The organism is Photorhabdus stackebrandtii (assembly GCF_011189495.1).
GTDB classification, from domain to species: Bacteria; Pseudomonadota; Gammaproteobacteria; order Enterobacterales; family Enterobacteriaceae; genus Photorhabdus; species Photorhabdus khanii.
Genome location: NZ_PUJV01000017.1, coordinates 32743 through 51247 on the forward strand (window position 1 = coordinate 32743; position 18505 = coordinate 51247).

Annotated in this window: 14 protein-coding genes, 1 tRNA gene and 2 pseudogenes; 5 read left to right on the forward strand and 12 right to left on the reverse strand. The window is 44.5% G+C overall.

Annotated features, from left to right (window positions below; translation table 11 throughout):
* Positions 1-61: 61 nt before the first annotated feature.
* Positions 62-268, forward strand: a pseudogene (locus C5470_RS23730) (hypothetical protein); the annotation flags it as partial.
* A gap of 24 nt (positions 269-292) precedes the next feature.
* Here the strand turns inward: C5470_RS23730 and C5470_RS14515 are convergent.
* The 7 genes from C5470_RS14515 to dppA form a co-directional block, all read right to left on the reverse strand.
* On the reverse strand, positions 293-1783 hold the full coding sequence (locus tag C5470_RS14515; RefSeq protein WP_036846109.1) for an insulinase family protein: 1491 nt from the start codon (positions 1781-1783) through the stop codon (positions 293-295).
* A 178-nt stretch (positions 1784-1961) separates the two neighbouring features.
* A complete protein-coding gene (locus C5470_RS14520) occupies positions 1962-2669 on the reverse strand; it encodes a HAMP domain-containing protein (RefSeq protein WP_166290244.1) in 708 nt (235 codons plus the stop codon).
* A gap of 235 nt (positions 2670-2904) precedes the next feature.
* Positions 2905-3924 (reverse strand): dipeptide ABC transporter ATP-binding subunit DppF, encoded by a 1020-nt coding sequence (gene dppF, locus C5470_RS14525; protein WP_166290246.1) that lies wholly within the window; start codon positions 3922-3924, stop codon positions 2905-2907.
* Entirely contained in the window at positions 3921-4901 is a 981-nt protein-coding gene (dppD, locus tag C5470_RS14530) for a dipeptide ABC transporter ATP-binding protein (RefSeq protein WP_036846118.1), read from the reverse strand. Before dppD ends, dppF begins: the two co-directional genes overlap by 4 nt.
* Positions 4902-4913: 12 nt before the next feature.
* Complete coding sequence (dppC, locus tag C5470_RS14535; RefSeq protein WP_166290248.1) at positions 4914-5813, reverse strand: dipeptide ABC transporter permease DppC; 900 nt, start codon at positions 5811-5813, stop codon at positions 4914-4916.
* Between the two features lie 10 nt (positions 5814-5823).
* Positions 5824-6843 carry a dipeptide ABC transporter permease DppB gene (dppB, locus tag C5470_RS14540; protein WP_166290250.1) on the reverse strand — a complete coding sequence of 340 codons (1020 nt, stop codon included), beginning with the start codon at positions 6841-6843 and terminating at the stop codon, positions 5824-5826.
* A 216-nt stretch (positions 6844-7059) separates the two neighbouring features.
* Positions 7060-8670, reverse strand: coding sequence for a dipeptide ABC transporter periplasmic-binding protein DppA (gene dppA / locus C5470_RS14545; RefSeq protein ID WP_166290252.1), 1611 nt, complete (start codon positions 8668-8670; stop codon positions 7060-7062).
* 693 nt (positions 8671-9363) lie between these two features.
* Between dppA and C5470_RS14550 the strand changes: the two genes are divergently transcribed.
* Together C5470_RS14550 and C5470_RS14555 are read left to right on the forward strand one after the other, a co-directional pair.
* A complete protein-coding gene (locus tag C5470_RS14550; RefSeq protein ID WP_166290254.1) occupies positions 9364-9657 on the forward strand; it encodes a PadR family transcriptional regulator in 294 nt (97 codons plus the stop codon).
* Positions 9658-9800: 143 nt separating this feature from the next.
* Positions 9801-10814 (forward strand): methyltransferase domain-containing protein, encoded by a 1014-nt coding sequence (locus tag C5470_RS14555; protein ID WP_166290256.1) that lies wholly within the window; start codon positions 9801-9803, stop codon positions 10812-10814.
* A gap of 102 nt (positions 10815-10916) precedes the next feature.
* On the opposite strand, the gene C5470_RS14560 is transcribed toward C5470_RS14555, so the two are convergent.
* The 4 genes from C5470_RS14560 to glyQ all read right to left on the reverse strand — a co-directional run bounded on the left by C5470_RS14560 (position 10917) and on the right by glyQ (position 14551).
* Positions 10917-10993 (reverse strand) — tRNA-Pro (locus C5470_RS14560).
* 183 nt (positions 10994-11176) lie between these two features.
* Positions 11177-11437 (reverse strand): type II toxin-antitoxin system RelB/DinJ family antitoxin, encoded by a 261-nt coding sequence (locus C5470_RS14565; protein ID WP_036846571.1) that lies wholly within the window; start codon positions 11435-11437, stop codon positions 11177-11179.
* 120 nt (positions 11438-11557) lie between these two features.
* Positions 11558-13627: a glycine--tRNA ligase subunit beta gene (gene glyS, locus C5470_RS14570; protein ID WP_166290258.1), complete on the reverse strand. Its 2070-nt coding sequence runs from the start codon at positions 13625-13627 to the stop codon at positions 11558-11560.
* 9 nt (positions 13628-13636) lie between these two features.
* Positions 13637-14551, reverse strand: coding sequence for a glycine--tRNA ligase subunit alpha (gene glyQ, locus C5470_RS14575; RefSeq protein WP_166290260.1), 915 nt, complete (start codon positions 14549-14551; stop codon positions 13637-13639).
* 195 nt (positions 14552-14746) lie between these two features.
* Between glyQ and C5470_RS14580 the strand changes: the two genes are divergently transcribed.
* Entirely contained in the window at positions 14747-15304 is a 558-nt protein-coding gene (locus tag C5470_RS14580; protein WP_166290262.1) for a DNA-3-methyladenine glycosylase I, read from the forward strand.
* Between the two features lie 17 nt (positions 15305-15321).
* On the opposite strand, the pseudogene C5470_RS14585 reads toward C5470_RS14580, so the two are convergent.
* A pseudogene (locus C5470_RS14585) lies at positions 15322-15452 on the reverse strand (RNA-guided endonuclease TnpB family protein); the annotation flags it as partial.
* A 1040-nt stretch (positions 15453-16492) separates the two neighbouring features.
* On the opposite strand from C5470_RS14585, the gene C5470_RS14590 reads away from it, so the two are divergent.
* Positions 16493-17746 carry a valine--pyruvate transaminase gene (locus tag C5470_RS14590; RefSeq protein WP_166290264.1) on the forward strand — a complete coding sequence of 418 codons (1254 nt, stop codon included), beginning with the start codon at positions 16493-16495 and terminating at the stop codon, positions 17744-17746.
* Positions 17747-18505: the final 759 nt, after the last annotated feature.

Genomic DNA, 18505 nt, shown 5'->3' on the forward strand with positions numbered 1-18505 from the left:
CTCAAATTTTAGCGATGTTCACGGCAGGAAGTGGCCGAACTGAGTTATCGTTATATGCTCGCAGATTGAGAAAAAATCGACCGGCAATGAAAAGCCCCCGGAGTTTGCGTTGGATGTGGCGGCATTAGGCGGTATGTATGCGCATAAAATTATGCTGGTGGGCACTGAAACCGGCGTGGGGGTACGTAATGCCGGCAACATTGGTGCCGCGGCGGGTGAAGTGCATATTACCGCGGAGGGCCGGATTGAAAACCGGGGAACCGTCAGCGGTATCCCCACCCTTTTTACTGCCTTAAGAAGCCTTTTCTTCTGGCTTAAATACCGGCGGCTGTGCCTGTGCCGGAGTATCAATCTTATGTGGCTCCAGCGACATAATCTGATTAAAACCATTTCTTAACTGGTTTACATCCACTTCTGCTTCCCCTTTCGGCTGAATCAGAACAAACGCGACTTCTTGTGAAAGGATCTGTTTCAGTTCATGGTTAAGCATTTCAGGTGTCAGGGAAGCTAAAAATGCTTGTCTCAGACGTTGATACTGTTCAGGAGCAATATCCACAACATTACTTTGTTGAGACAAAAGACGCTGATTAATCAGAATATCCGTGCTGGTATGGGCATACATGGCAAACAATTGGCTGAGTTGGGCTTGTTTCTGCGCATACAGCTCATCAAACTGTGCCTTTGGCAACCCCTTATCACGGAGTGTTACCAATTCAGCCGCCAGATACTCCATCGCCGGTTTTAAATTACCTGCCGACGTGTTGAGATTCAGAGCACAACTCGCACGCTGATACTGAACTTTGCAATCCAGCCCCAGTTTCAGCGCCTTATCATTTCTTCTCTCCAGCCCAAGTTGCAGGTAACGATAAAGTGCCTCACGGGTAATATCACTGATCCAATAGCGGCTCAACACATGTGAATCATTCATCGGCTGCCAGTTGAGATCCCAAATCAAGGATAAGGTATCTTCTTTCTTTTTGTCACTGATCATCCCTAGCGTATCCGGTTTCATAGGTAACAACGCCGCGATCGTTGCCGGAGTATGGCGCTTACCCTTCAATGATGAAAACACCTGGTTGATATTTTCCAGTAAAGTTCGGCTATCCACGTGGCCCGCGATATACAGCGTCATCATGTCAGGGGTATACCACTGCCGGTAAAATTGTTTAAGTTTATCCAAATCGATAGGTTGAGCAGTGGCCTGTGCCGGATCATGCCCCAACAGCGTTGAACCTTGCAAACGTCTGCGCCACACCGGGTCTTGTATATCTTGAGGATAGGTCGCTACCGATGTACCCGCCATTTTCATGGCATGTTGTAGTGTCTCTGGTGTAAATACCGTTTTACCCGCCGCGTCAGCCAGCCAACTCAACGCACTTTTTAACAGTTCAGGACGATTATGCGGCAAACTCAGGCTATAAAGCGTGAAATCATATGAAACAATTGCAGGAGGCAGCGGGTATTTAGGATCGACGGCACTATTCCATAATTGTTCCAGTTTGGCGGAAGACAAACTTTTACTGCTGAATAACGCGACTTTCGGAATCAACCAGGTATAACCCGTTTGCTGAGTTTTTTCCGCCAGCGAACCTGTTTTCACTACAAGGCGCAACTGTATTCTGTCGTTAGGACGTTGTGGCGTCTGCAAAATTTGCCAGTTAAAACCGTTTTCCAGTTTGCCTTGTTTCCAGGCAGGGTCAGGTTGCAAAGCTTCTGCCTGCACCTGGCCCACAATGACCAGCATTATCCCACCAATAAAATAACGAATTTTCGTACCCTGCATGTGAACCCCTATAGATGTCTATCCTTGGTTTTAGCCTTCGGCGGTTTAACCAGTGATGACAGAATATGTTCCCTTCGACCAATAACAACGGTAGAAAAAGCAAAAACCTGAGTTTTAGCAGGTGAAATCCTGTCAGAATTATAACTGAGGGTTAGACCTCAAACCGCCCCGGATGGTTTCATGATGACGGAGGTTTATGTTTATCAAATTGACGATTATATCCCCTGATCAACAGACCCAGTTCATCATCCTGGTGGCCTTTCGGGCAAATCATTGGCTCAGGTGGTTGATCGTTATTAAGATCCCGCGCAATGTTACGCAATGGGTGCACAATAATCCGGTTGATACACCAGCTTATCGACACAGTCAGAATAAGCGCTAACAATAAATACGTTGTCAACATCAGTGCCAACGCATTAATAGCAAAACGATATACCCGATTAGAATCCACCTGTAAAATCAAATGCCCCAGCGGTTTAGCATCTATTGGCGCTGAACCATAAGCATGGAGGGGAATACTCACCTCCACAGGGATCCCAAAAATACGTTTAGCCAATTCGGGAATTGGACGATGGGTGGCAAAGCTCAATCGTATCACCCGGATATCCTCCGGTAACACCACATCTGCCCGCCCTAAAATACCCGCAGTACGTAGCCCTATCAGTAACTCTTTTGCTTTACTGAGATCGGAACTGAGCAGCGCTTCGGTTAAAGGCACCTGGACCTGAACTGCCGCATGATTAAGCTGACTGATATAATCATCTTTACGTTGCTGTATAAGATGACACAATTGAATAGTAATAAAAATAGCAATGGTCACCAGCGTGACGCCGGTCACTGCGGCCATCTGTTTAATGGTTAACGAACGTTTGACGCGCAATTTCATTTTCACTCAAACCAATGCCTATGAGATATCGCAGTTATAACATGTGATCAGTGGAATTGAGTATACTTGATTTTATCGCTAACAGCCCTGTTTCACTTATCCAAGTCGTTATTTTTCTGAAATAATTACCTTTAATGGCTGTCTGTGACGACTAAAGACAAAAGTAAATATTTAAATGGTGATAATGGTTAAACCATTATCACTAAGAATGTTTTAACTCATGCTGACCAAGCAATTACTCCACCGCAACATTTTCATCCTGATCAACGGCAAAACAGGCAATCAGTTGCTCACCATATTGATTCAATTTTGGCTGAAACTGCGTACAGGTGCTAAATGCCCGACGACAACGAGCCGCAAACGCACAACCGGGTGGTGGATTCATCGGGCTTGGCAATTCACCTGTCAATTTTATCCGTTCACGGCGTAATTCAGGATTTAGTCTTGGCGTTGCTGATAACAGCGCCTGTGTATACGGATGACGTGGATTACTGAAAATCATCTCCTTATTGCCTTTTTCCACACAGCGGCCAAGGTACATCACCATCACTTCATCAGCGATATGCTCAACCACAGATAAGTCATGGGAAATGAACACATAAGACAACCCTAAATCCTGCTGCAAATCCATCATCAGGTTCAACACCTGTGCCCGCACCGAGACATCCAGCGCAGAAACCGGCTCATCCGCGATCAACACATCCGGGTCCAACATCAAACCACGGGCAATCGCGATTCGCTGGCGCTGACCACCAGAGAACATATGCGGGTAACGGCTGTAGTGTTCGGTTTTCAACCCGACTTTCGCCATCATCTGCAACACTTTCTCTTTACGCTCATGCGCATTCAATTTGGTATTGATCAGCAAAGGTTCCTCCAGGATTTGCCCAACTTTCTTACGCGGGTTGAGCGAACCATAAGGATTCTGGAACACAATCTGGATTTTCTGGCGGCGCAACTTTTCAGCATCTTTATTTGGTACCAGCAGATCCTGCCCCTGATAATAAAGTTCACCGTCAGTTGGCTTTTCTATCATGGTCAGCAATCGCCCCAATGTGGATTTACCACACCCCGATTCACCAACCACTGCCAGCGTTTTGCCTTTCTCCAGTTCGAAAGAGATACCATCCAATGCTTTTACAGTACGAGCAGGTGAAAATAATCCCCCTTTAATCGGGTAATATTTTTTCAGTTCTGTCGCTTTTAACAACGGCACCGTTGATGTTTCCCGCGCCTGATAAATATGTTCACTCATATTGTCGGCCTCCCCGCATCATCCAGCGGTGTATGGCATTTCACCTGACGTTCCCCTACCGTTCGTAATTCCGGCTCCATCTGGCGGCAATGGTCATTAGCATATGGACAACGCGGATTCAGCAGGCAACCAATAGGCCGGTCATATTTCCCCGGTACAACGCCCGGCAAAGAGGCAAGACGGGATTTATCCGTAGCAAATTCAGGTAATGCCCTGAGCAGCGCCTGAGTATACGGATGACGTGGCGCACGGAAGATTTCTGATGCCTTACCGGATTCCACCACCTGCCCGGCATACATCACGATAATATGATGGGCAGCTTCTGCGACTAATGCCAGATCATGAGTAATTAATACCAGCGCCATATTTTCCCGTTGTTGCAACTCCAGCAACAGTTCAATAACCTGCGCTTGAATGGTGACATCCAAAGCCGTTGTTGGTTCATCAGCAATCAGCAATTTTGGCCGGCAAGCAATGGCCATTGCAATCATCACCCGTTGGCTCATACCACCGGATAATTGGTGCGGATAAATATCCAGACGCGATGCAGGATCAGGAATACCAACCAATGTCAGCAGATCAATCGCCCGCTGGCGGCGGGTGCGACGGTTGCCACCCTGATGCACTTTCAGCGCCTCCATAATCTGATATCCAACGGTATAACAGGGATTCAGGCTGGTCATCGGATCCTGGAAGATCATTGCCACTTCCGCACCAACCAGCTGGCGGCGCTCTTTCTCCGAGATTTTGGTCAGATCACGCTGGTTAAATTCCAGTTTGTCTGCCATCACCCGGCCCGGATAATCAATCAACCCCATGACTGCCAATGAACTGACTGACTTACCGGAACCGGATTCTCCGACAATCCCGACAACCTGCCCCTGCTCAACACGGTAGCTGATGCGATCAACAGCGCGGAATGGCGCATCTTCTTCACCGAAGTGAACCGATAATTTTTCTACATTTAACAATGCCATTTCGCTACCTCACTACTGCTTGAGTTTAGGATCAAGTGCATCACGCAAACCATCACCCATCAGGTTAAACGCCAACACTGTCAGCAGAATCGCCAGACCTGGGAAAGTCACCACCCACCAGGCACTTTGTGCAAACTGCAATACATCAGACAACATTGTTCCCCATTCCGGCGTGGGTGGCTGCGCCCCCATTCCCAGAAAACCCAAAGCAGCCATATCGAGAATGGCATTGGAAAAACCTAAAGAAGCCTGCACAATCAGCGGTGCCAGGCAGTTAGGCAGGATATTGATAAACATCTGGCGCATGGAACTCGCACCCGCCACTTGTGAAGCCGTGACATAATCACGGTTAACCTCCACCAGCACCGCAGCACGAGTTAAACGGATGTAATGGGGCAAAGCCACAAAGGTCAGCGCCAGAGACGCATTGACAATTGACGGCCCAAATATTGCCACCAGCACCAACGCCAACAGCAGGCTTGGCAATGCCAGCATAATATCAACGATACGCATGATGATAATATCCACCACGCCACCGAAATAACCTGCCAGCACCCCCAGTACAACCCCCATTAATAGGGATAACACCACAACCAGGCATCCCACCAGCAGTGAAAGCCGGGCGCCATACATCAGGCGAGAAAGTAAATCACGGCCGACATCATCAGTACCAAGAATAAACTGCCAGCTTCCCCCTTCCTGCCATACCGGCGGAGTCAGCAAAGAACCACGGAACTGCTCCGCCGCACCATGCGGCGCGAGTACCCCCGCTAACAAAGCAATCAATAACATCAGCACAATATAAACCAGGCCAGCAACCGCCCCCTTATTGCGCTTGAAGTAATACCAGAACTCCTGCATCGGCGTCATAATCTTAGGCGCATTGTTTGCAGGCTCAGTCACTTGAGACATAATGCGCTCCCTATTTCTTATGACGGATACGCGGGTTAACTACGCCGTACAACACGTCAACCACCAGGTTAACCAAGATAATCATGATCGCCACCAGCAATACCCCTCCCTGAACCACCGGATAATCCCGGCGTTGAAGGGCATCGATCAGCCAGCGTCCAAGCCCCGGCCAGGAAAAAATAGTTTCAGTCAGAATTGCCCCCGCCAGCATAATGCCCACCTGCAAACCGATGACGGTCACAACCGGCAGCAGCGCATTGCGCAACGCATGAACCACAATCACACGGATGCGGCTCAAACCTTTAGCGCGGGCAGTACGGATATAATCTTCACCCAATACTTCCAACATAGAAGAACGGGTCATACGGACAATCACGGCCAGAGGAATCGTCCCCAGAACAATGGCAGGTAAGATCATATGCATCACGGCATCTTTGAAATCACCTTCTTCACCCCAGAACAGGGTGTCGATCAACATAAAACCCGTTAGCGGATGACTGTCATCAAGGAAAACACTGTCACTTATCCTCCCGGATACTGGTGTCAGATCTAACTGAACAGAAACCAGCATGATCAACATGATCCCCCACCAGAAGATCGGCATAGAGTATCCGGTCAGGGAAAGACCTATCGCAGTATGGTCAAAAACCGATCCACGCTTTACCGCCGCCAGTACGCCAACCGGAATACCGACCGCAATAGCGAACAGCATGGCGCATATCCCCAGTTCAAGGGTTGCCTGGAAACGAGGAACAAATTCTTCCCACACAGAGATACGACTTTTCATGGAGATACCAAGATCACCATGCAACACATTACCTACATAATGAAAGTATTGCTGCCAGAGTGGCTTATCCAGCCCCATTTCAGCCATTAACTGAGCATAGCGTTCAGCAGATATTCCACGTTCCCCAGCCATAATGGTCACCGGGTCTCCAGGGATCATATGGACAAAAGCAAAAGTCAGCAAAGTAATGCCGATAAACGTTGGGATTACTAACCCCAGACGTCGGAGTATGAACTGCAACATATCCCGAACTCTCTTTTTTTAAATGCCGGTTACAGCTCTCAGGCCGTTTGGCTTGATAAGGGGGAGGACTTTCCCCCTTTGGCTCACAACGCAATGAATTCCTTGCCTCTACTTGCTTGTCAGCTTTTCTCCAGCGATAACTAACTTCCGGGGAAAAATCACCATCCCCGCTGAAATATCAGGGAGATGGCATATTACAACCGAGTAAAAACAGAGTTATTCAAGAGACACGCTGGTGAAAATATGCCTGCCCAGAGGATCAACGACATAACCTTTCACCTCTTTACGGATTGGTTCATAAACCGTAGAGTGAGCCACAATCAGTGCAGGAACCTGTTCGTGCATCACAACCTGAGCCTGTTTATAAAGCTCAACACGTTTAGCGTGATCAGAAGCTATTCGTGCTGGTTGAATAATGTCTTCAAACGGTTTATAGCACCATTTAGAATAGTTGGAACCATTCTCTTTGGCTGCACAACTAAACAGAGTTGCGAAGAAGTTATCCGGATCACCGTTGTCACCGGTCCAACCCATCATGACAATCTGATGTTCGCCATCTTTAGCCCGTTTCAAATATTCACCCCATTCATAGCTGACAATTTTGGCCTTAACACCAATTTTCGCCCAATCAGCCTGGATCATTTCGGCCATACGACGCGCATTAGGATTATACGGACGCTGTACCGGCATTGCCCACAGATCAATAGCGAAGCCATTTTCCACCCCTGCTTCTTTCAGTAACTGCTTCGCTTTCTCCGGATCGTATGGGTAGTCTTTAATACCATCGTCGTAACCCCACATGGTTGGTGGGATCAGGTTTTTGGCTTTCTGACCAGCGCCCTGATAAACCGCATCAATAATCGCGCCTTTATTTACGGACATAGCCAACGCCTGGCGAACTTTAACGTTATCCAATGGTTTTTTGGTGACGTTGAAAGCAACATAGCCAACATTCAGACCAGGTTGTTGCAGCATGACAATATCTTTATCTTGCTTCATACGGGCAATATCAGCCGGGTTTGGATATGGCATGATCTGACATTCATTTTTTTGCAGTTTTGCATAACGAACAGAAGCATCAGGGGTAATGGAGAAGACCAAACGATCAACTTTAGCTTTATCTTCCCCCCAGTAATCTTTGAACGCTTTGTACAAAATGCGGGAGTCTTTCTGATATTGCAGCAACTGGAACGGACCAGTACCAATTGGATTTAAGTCGACTTTCTCCGGTGTCCCCGCTTTCATCATTTTATCTGCATATTCTGCGGACAAAATAGACGCAAAATCCATTCCCAAGTCAGCCAGGAATGGAGCTTCTGGGCGGCTCAGTTCAACCCGGACCGTATAATCGTCTACTTTCTCAACCTTATTAATCATCTCACTCATGCCCATGCCGATGAAATACTCATAGCTGCCGCCTGAAACCTTGTGGTATGGGTGATTTGTATCTTTCTGGCGCATGAAAGTGTAAACCACATCATCTGCATTGAAGTCACGAGTTGGTTTGAACTCTTTGTTATCATGCCATTTAACGCCTTTTCGAAGATGAAAGATGTAAGTTTTTCCACCATCACTGATATCCCACTTTTCAGCCAGACTCGGGATAATTTCAGTCGCACCTGTTTTGAACTCAACCAAGCGGTTATACAACGGTCTGGAGCTGGCATCATAAGTTGTACCGGCAGTGAACAATTGTGGGTTAAATCCTTCTGGTGAACCTTCAGAGCAGTAAACCAATGTTTTTGCCTGAGCGCTGGCGGTGATTGCCAATGCTATCAAGCTGATCCCCAGTTTTAATAACCCTGTCTTTTTAGAGGAAGTTGTCATATCTTGCACTCCATTTGTGATGTTGTTGTGTACAGCTAGAACCTGCATTTTTTGCCAAGAACTGCACTGTTTGGGTTTTGCTTATTATTTTCGGCTTATCAATTAAGCAACTGTTGTCCCCTGCGTCAATAAGATCTCAACAGGTGCTACAAACAATAGGAAAACACAAAAAAAACCAATCATTAACAGAATTAGCACAAAAACATGACACAATGCACGTTTTGTAGACAAAAAGACCATAAAAAGTCAATGGTTGTAGTTTGAATAACTATTAAACAATATGTGACACTTACGACCATACGATTAATTAATAAACGATTATTCCGATAGAAAAGATAATAGATGGCATAAAATGTTGTGTGCTGAATAAAACCGGCACGGGAAAAGTGAATTAAATAAGAATAATTTAGTAACGTAAATCGATATAAAAAGCTATTGCCAAATATCTTGAGATATTCCGAATTAAGGTGCTCTTTTTTTAAATCAATCCAAAAGATGAAATATCGAACGTCATAATATTTCCCAATAATTTCATTGTTGTCTTAAAATTTGAGCATACATCACCCTCTTGACACCTTGATGCTCAATGCATATGATGCCGCTATGAACAAATCTAAAAAAACACTCAGTACTGTTAATAAGCGAACTACTGTGGACTACACCGATCGAATGTATTGGAACGGCATCATTAAGATGAGCTTGTCCAAGTTTTTCATTCTCAGTGTCCTACGACAACGGCCCATGCATGGCTACGAAATTGCCCGTGAGGTTGAATGTTCAACTCAAGGCTGCTGTGCACCCACTGAGGGTACAATTTATCCAGTGCTACGTGAATTTGAGCAAGGTAGATATGTAACGGTACACAACGAAACAGTTGCCGGTCGTGGGCGCAAAGTCTACACATTAACAAACAAAGGACGCGAAGCCTTTGCTGTCGCTGTAGAAGCCTGGATGGAAGTCGTTGCACATATCAATCGTCAGCAATGACGGTTTTTTTTAACTATATACATTACCCATCTATGCATTGATCAGGAATTATAAAATGAACCTAAACTTCATTCCCGAAAAAATTCTGATTGTCGAAGAAGAAAATAAAGCCACCAAAAATGTTTAATTAAAGGAAAAGAGAGATGAACGAACAATCGCTTAAACAACGAATTAAAGACATACAACACTATTATGGCGAAACACTGTCCAACAAGCAGGATTTCGCTACAAATATATGCACTATGAATGAAATTCCTTCAGACAGAATTCAAGAAATTCTTCAGCTTATCCATCCTGATGTACAAATGCGTTTCTATGGTTGTGGTGCGCCTTTCCCTCCCTTATTGGAAGGAACCACAGTACTGGATTTAGGATGTGGTAGTGGGCGTGATTGCTTTATTCTTTCTCATCTCGTAGGCGCTGAAGGTAAAGTCATTGGTATCGACGCAACGGCAGCACAAATCAAGTTCGCCCAGAGTTTTGTCGACTACCATCGTCAGATATTTGGCTATCCATCCACCAATATTCATTTTCAACAAGGGTATATCGAATCACTGGAGGAGCTTGATTTACCGCCTGGAAGTATCGATGTTATCGTCTCAAACTGTGTTATCAATCTGTCTATGTCTAAGGCAGATGTGTTGGCTGGTATAGCTCTCTTACTCAAGCCTGGCGGAGAAATCTACTTTTCTGACATTTTTTCAGATAGAAGATTGGACCCATCATTGAAAGATGATCCGCAAGTTGTTGGTGAATGTATCGGTGACGTTCTGTATTTTGAGGATTTTATACGGCTAGCAAGAATGGTCGGTTTTAATGATGTTCGTGTAATCAATAGCAACTTGAGACCCATAAACAATAAGGAAATCGAAGCAAAACTAGGCGGTGCAAAACTGTATTCCATGACGCTAAGACTGTTCAAATTAGAGCTGGAGGATCGCTGCGAAGACTATGGCCAAGTCGCAATTTATAAAGGTAATCTACCGGATGCCCCAAATCAGTTTGTTCTTGATCAAGAGCATATCTTTGAGACAGGCAGAGCCATCCCGGTATGTGGTAATACTGCCAAGATGATCACCAAAAGCCGTTACCATACGTTGTTTGATTTAATTGGCGATGGGGAAAAGCACTATGGCCTTTTCAACTGTGGTTGTTGAGTAAATGCTTCTGAATAGCAGAAAGCCTTACAGCAATGACTGTAAGGCTTTTCTAATTTCTTTAAGTTCACGGAGTTGCTTAAACATCCCCAAACTATTATCTGGTCGGCGAGAGAGGATTCGAACCTCCGACCCACTGGTCCCAAACCAGTTGCGCTACCAAGCTGCGCTACTCGCCGAAAACGACGCGCATCTTACTGCGCTCGTTGTAGGCCGTCAATACCTTTTTGATAATCATGGATTAGTTGCTGATAAAAACAGCGGGAATGCAGCTATATTGGATTCTCACACATTTTGAACAGATTATTCATCGAATAATTTCACATCACGCCTGAATTGGCTTGAATATTTTGGCTGACGCATCAGATACCAAGTTGATCGAATAAATCATTAGCATCCTTTGCTTGATGGATATCTTCACCGCGATCACTCTTAGCCAAAGTTTCGGCTGTTAATTTATTAGGCACTCGCATTTCAAACGGCAATGCTTTTTCCTTTGCAACCTTAGTTAAGGTGATGCGTACCAGATCGGATACAGTTAACCCCATACCAGCCAAAACCTCAGTAGCTTCTGCTTTTAATGTCTCATCAATTCTTGCACGAACAAATGCATTTGCAGCCATAAGACCCCCCTTTTTCTTTAAAAATAAAGCGTGGCTCAAATGAGCCACAAAGTCAATGTAAGGGATATTAGATTCCAACCATTGCATTCCACAACAGCCAGAACTGGCTATTTCCGATCATTATTGCAGTAACGAAATATCGGCAACTTTCAGGAATAAATCACGCAATTCACTTAGCAGGGTTAAGCGATTCACGCGCACCTGCTGGTCTTCATCCATCACCATGACATGGTCAAAGAAAGCATCGACAACTTCACGCAGAGATGACAATTCAACCAGCGCTTCCTGATAGCACCCTTCCGCAAACAAAGGCGCCAACTTATCCTGTAAAACTATCAAATGCGTTGCCAGTTTCACCTCTTCAGGCGCTTTCAATACAGAAGCACTCACCTTTTCATTCAGTATCTCTTCAGACTTAGCCAGAATGTTAGAAACGCGCTTATTCGCCGCTGCCAGCGCTGTAGCTTCATCCAATGTACGGAAATGAGTCACCGCTTTAACACGGGCATCAAAATCAGCGGGTTGCGTTGGACGACGCGCCAATACTGCCTGAATGGTATCAATGCTGTAACCCTGCTCCTGATACCAGGCACGGAAACGACCAAGCATAAACTCAACCACGTCATCAGTGACTTTGGTATTGGTCAGCTTATCGCCATACAGACGAACCGCTTCTTCTGTCAATGCCTGCAAATCCAGTGGCAGTTTTTTCTCAACGATAATACGCAAAGCACCCAGTGCGGCACGACGCAGTGCAAACGGATCTTTATCGCCTTTCGGATGCTGACCAATGCCAAAAATACCCGCCAGAGTATCCATTTTGTCAGCAATGGCTAACGCACAGGAAACCCCCGTAGAAGGCAGCTCATCACCGGCAAAACGCGGCTGATACTGCTCATTCAACGCCAGAGCGACCTCTTCCACTTCACCGTCATGACGGGCGTAATGCATTCCCATCACACCCTGAGTATCGGTGAACTCAAACACCATATTGGTCATCAAGTCACATTTGGACAACAAGCCAGCACGGGTAGCGTGATTGATATCAGCACCGATTTTCTCTGCAACCCAGCCAGCCAGGGCCTGAATACGATCCGTCTTATCGCGCAAAGTACCAAGCTGTTTCTGGAACAGAACCGTTTCCAAACGAGGCAAGTTGTCTTCCAGACGCTGTTTACGATCTGTCTTAAAGAAGAACTCTGCATCAGACAGACGTGGGCGAACCACTTTTTCGTTACCAGAAATGATTTGCTGTGGATCAGAAGAATTAATGTTGGCAACAAAGATAAAGTTCGCCATTAACTTGCCAGCATTGTCATAAACAGGGAAGTATTTCTGGTCGCCTTTCATGGTATAAACCAACGCTTCCGCCGGTACTTCGAGGAATTTTTCTTCAAATTTCGCCGTCAGCACAACCGGCCATTCAACCAATGAAGTGACTTCTTCCAACAGGCTGTCACTAATATCCGCAATACCACCCAGTTTAACAGCCGCTTGTTCCACATCCTGTTTAATGAGCGCCTTGCGGGTTTCATAATCCCCGATCACTTTACCGCGTTGCTGCAAAATTGCTGGATACTGTTCCGCATTGTCAATCGTGAATTCAGGTTCACCCATAAAACGATGACCACGAATGACTCGCGCGGATTTGATGCCCAGAATTTCACCTTCAATCAGTTCATTACCAAACAGCATAGCCACGGTATGCACCGGGCGAACAAACTGAGTCTCTTTATCGCTCCAACGCATTAATTTAGGTATCGGCAACTTACTCAGAGCATGGCTGACCATATCCGTCAGCAACTCTTTTACACTGCGACCCTTAACCAGCGCACGGTACAGTAACCATTCGCCTTTATCTGTCACCAACCGTTCAGCCTGAGAAGCTGTAATACCACAACCACGAGCCCAACCTTCAGCCGCTTTTGTCGGTTTACCTTCCGCATCAAATGCCTGAGCAATCGCCGGGCCACGTTTTTCCACTTCACGGTCAGCCTGCGCTTCATCCAGATTGGTAACTTTCAGCGCCAAACGGCGCGGAGTGGCAAACCAGCTCACTTCACCATGAGCCAAATTAGCGTTATCCAGTTCTGCTGCAAAATTAGCCGCAAATGCTTCAGCCAGTAAACGAAGAGCCTTCGGCGGCAACTCTTCTGTGCCGATTTCCACCAGGAAAGTCTGTTGAGTCATGACAGCCTCTTAATTCTGATTCTTTTTACACATAGGGAAGCCCAGCACCTCACGGGAGGCATAATAAGCTTCTGCAACAGCTTTGGTCAGGGTACGGATACGCAGGATATAGCGCTGACGTTCAGTCACCGAGATAGCTTTACGGGCATCCAATAAATTGAATGTATGACCCGCTTTAAGAATACGTTCATAAGCCGGCAGAGGTAGCGGCGTTTCCAGCGCCATCAGATCCTGAGCTTCTTTTTCATATTGCTCGAAGCAGCTAAACAGAAAATCGACATCCGCATACTCAAAGTTATAGGCGGATTGTTCCACTTCATTTTGATGATAAATATCACCATACGTGGTTTTACCCAGTGGACCATCACACCAAACCAGATCAAAAACACTGTCTACGCCTTGGATATACATTGCCAGACGCTCAAGACCATAAGTAATTTCACCAGTGACTGGTTTACACTCAAGGCCACCTACCTGCTGGAAGTAAGTGAATTGAGTCACTTCCATGCCGTTAAGCCACACTTCCCAACCTAAACCCCAGGCACCCAATGTCGGGTTTTCCCAGTTATCTTCAACAAAACGGATATCATGAACCGTCGGGTCTAACCCCAACTCTTTCAGAGAAGCCAGATATAATTCCTGAATATTGTCTGGTGATGGCTTAATAATGACTTGAAACTGATAGAAATGTTGCAAGCGATTCGGGTTTTCACCGTAACGGCCATCCGTCGGACGACGGGAAGGTTGCACATAAGCCGCAGCAATTGGCTCCGGGCCAAGTGCACGCAAGCAAGTAATTGGATGAGAAGTACCCGCGCCGACTTCCATGTCCAGTGGTTGGACAATGGTGCAGCCCTGGCGCGCCCAATAATCCTGTAATGTCAGGATAAGCCCCTGAAAGGTCTTGATATCAAACTTTTGCATGTTGGATCCGCACGCGATACATATGAATTTGAAAGGAAGTCGGTCAGTATACCCTTTGACCTTAAGATATACAGCCCTGAATTCGCTCTCAATTCCATCCTGAAATAAAAAAATCTTAATCTGGCTATTTTACTTGTATGTATATACAGTTAAAGTACAGTCAATTATTAACCATCAACATCGGGAATAATCATCATGGAATTAACACGCTGTCATTGGGTGACCTCTGATCCTGAATATCTGGCTTACCATGATAATGAATGGGGAAAACCACAAAAAGATAGCCAGAAGCTGTTTGAAATGATTTGTCTGGAAGGCCAGCAATCCGGGCTGTCATGGCTGACTATCCTGAAAAAACGCGAAGGCTATCGCCAATGTTTTCATCAGTTTGATCCGGTAAAAATTGCCGTCATGGATGAAAATGATGTGGTACGGCTGATGCTTGATCCCGCCATTGTCCGCAATCGCGCCAAAATCAACGCCATTATCAACAATGCGCGGGCATATCTTAAGATGCAACAACAAGGGGAAGAGTTCAGCACTTTTATCTGGCGCTTCGTCGATAACAAACCCATTATTAATCAATGGGAAACCATGACCACGGTACCGGTAAAAACAGAGATTTCAGATGCATTATCACAAGCGCTGAAAAAAAGAGGTTTTAAATTTATCGGCAGTACCACTTGCTATGCATTTATGCAGGCTGTAGGTTTAATCAATGATCACATAACAAGCTGTTTTTGTAGAAAATAAATTCCGTAAATGATTATCGCATTGTGGCTTTTCCTCACTACCTCTATGGTTTTTAACAGGTTTCGACTACCACCGCTTGGTTTTCATCAATAAATTTTCGAGAAAGTTTATGTTGAAAATCAGCGCGGACATTCGCTATTTTTTCGTGACATTTTACTACTCGCCATCAGGCTTAAGGCAGTGTAAAGCAAGTTTAATCTGGCGTATTTAAGGTATTGCAGTTTTACATAATAAACGCAAGATAACATTCCAAGTCACCCGATTCGTATTCTGTTAAATCATCCATTTGAGAACTTTTTTATGATCGATTATTTAACTGGTTTATGACAAAGTTTATTGCCAGTTGAAAACATTATTAAAGCCGGTTGCTTTGGGAAAATAAATTGTTTGATTAAACCATTCATATTTTTATTTATCCTTTCTCCCGAAAATATTAACATTAACAAAGCCAATTTTTGTCTCTTATTTTTCACTGATAGATTTATAATGGGCAGGTTTTAAACTGTTATTAAAAGTCATTTTTTTAACCTTTGGTTTTAATCGTCATAAAGTTTTAATTGTTGTTTTTACCCTTTTTGATGCCTGCTTTTAATTAAATTTAATCATTATGGGACATCGTGTTTTATGTTTATAAACCAGCCAGTAAATAACCTGATAATATTAAAGATACCCTTTCAGAAAATCCCTCTTTTTTCAGGAATTAAATCCTGCCAAATTAACCGTTTTATCCTTTTTTATGACATTATTTTTATGGCTTGTTACGTAAATGATTTCTTTTCAACGTTCTGTTAATGGTTAATGAGTTCCGATTAAATGTCATTAACCAACCTGTTAAAAAACTGCATTTATTAAATTAACCCAGATTATTATTAAAATATTTAATCCCTCTATATTCGTGCTTTTAAATGGTCATAGCAGGGAATCGGTTAATCCGGTTAAATGTTTTGATATAATCTCACATTCTTATTATTAGATAACGCTGTCATTTTTTTATTTTAAAACCGTTTTTCCTGATGTTAAAACCATGCTGACAGATAAAAAACGTCTTTTTTAACATCTGTTTTATCATGGGTGAAAACTCAGCTGTGATAGTCTAAGTGCTAAATTTTCCCGATTGCACGCCGATAGTGCGCGGAGTATGGTGTTATATCTCCTAACTCAAACAACACACTGATAACGAACGCGGCTATGATTTTTTCACAATTCGGTAACAAATTCACACAAGATGCAGGCATAACTCGCCTGATGAATGATCTTAATCAAGGGTTAAGGACGCCCGGTGCAATTATGCTAGGCGGTGGTAATCCAGCACATATCCCGGAAATGGATGACTATTTTCAGCAATTACTGACCGAGATGGTTGCAAGTGGTCAACTCACTGACACCCTATGCAACTATGATGGCCCTCAAGGCAAGGATACGTTGATTCAAGCATTAGCAGAGATGTTGTGTGAGAAATTTGGTTGGGAGATTGGTACACAAAATATTGCCCTGACCAATGGCAGTCAGAGCGCATTTTTCTATCTGTTTAACTTGCTGGCTGGGCGCAGTGAAGATGGCTCTACCCGTAAGGTACTATTCCCACTGGCGCCGGAATATATTGGTTATTCTGACTCAGGGCTGGATGAAGGCTTATTTGTTGCTAATAAACCCAATATTGAATTATTGCCAGCAGGTCAGTTCAAATACCGTGTTGATTTTGACCATCTCAATATTACCGACGATATTGGCTTGATCTGTGTTTCTCGCCCAACTAACCCAACCGGTAACGTCATCACTGACGAAGAATTGCAACGGCTGGATTATCTCGCTCAACAACATCAAATTCCGCTGCTAATTGATAATGCTTACGGCGTACCCTTCCCTGGTATTATTTTCAGCAAAGCGACGCCATTGTGGAATCCCAATACTATTCTGTGCATGAGTTTATCTAAATTAGGGCTGCCTGGCTCCCGCTGCGGGATTATTATTGCTAACAATAAAATCATCAACGCCGTCAGTAACATGAACGGCATCATCAGCCTTGCACCGGGCGGCGTTGGGCCAGCAATGGCACTGGAAATGATCCGTCGCAATGATCTTCTTCGCCTGTCACAGGAAATCATTCGTCCGTTCTATCAACAACGGGTTCAGGACGTCATTCATATTATTCGTCGTTACCTGCCGCCAGAACTTTGTCTTATCCATAAACCAGAGGGCGCTATTTTTCTGTGGCTGTGGTTTAAAAACCTGCCGATAACAACAGAAACGCTTTACCACAGGCTAAAAAAGCGTGGTGTACTGATGGTTCCAGGCCACTATTTTTTCCCGGGGCTTGAGCAAAACTGGCCACATGCTCATGAATGTATGCGTATGAACTACGTTCCTGCTCCAGAAAGTATCGAAAAAGGGATTGCGATTCTGGCGGAAGAGATTGAACTGGCACATCAGAAAGTCGCCTGAAACCAACAATAAAAAAGCTCCTGCATGAAAATGCAGGAGCCAAATGACAACGAGGACTTTTAACACGATTATTATCAGAATTTGTAGAGTGCTTGGTGCATTAAGAAGAGAAAGAAACACTCCTTGTCTGCTCCCTCTGCTTCAGCCGTATTTATTTAATCAGAAAGTTCTCAATTTAATGGCTTGAATAGACCGGTTTTTGTGCGTTTACTGATATACCTTTCATCTTTCAAGTTGCTGCTTTGTTAGCTGCTTTCACTTACCCCAGTCACAGAGTTATCTATGCTCCTGGGGAGGCGTTCACTTGCCGCCGTGCTGCAACTTGAAATCTATTGGGTATTTCAGGCTGATTATCAAACAATGGTGAGATAGCTTTTAAAGCTGCCTTATAATCCTGTTCTGATAGGTTTAATATTTCATAGCTTACTCCGGCTCAATTGTGTTGGCGTCTATCGCATCATATTGCTGATGTGTTCCAACAAATTTCACCATACTTTTCGCGGGAAGCCCCTTCCTTTACCAAAAGTGAAAAAAACGGAAGATCAGCTTTATGATTCCAACACCTAACCCTAACCTATTACTTACTGATTCTGTCAGAAACTGAGCCTTCGTTATGTGGCTTAACCCACAAATTATAAGGTATTGTTGTAATATGAGGAAAGATAGTACTTCTTGAAATAACATTACGGATATATAAAAACCAAATCATTTTTATACTTAAAAAGTATTTAAGATATAGACCATTCCAATCATTATGAT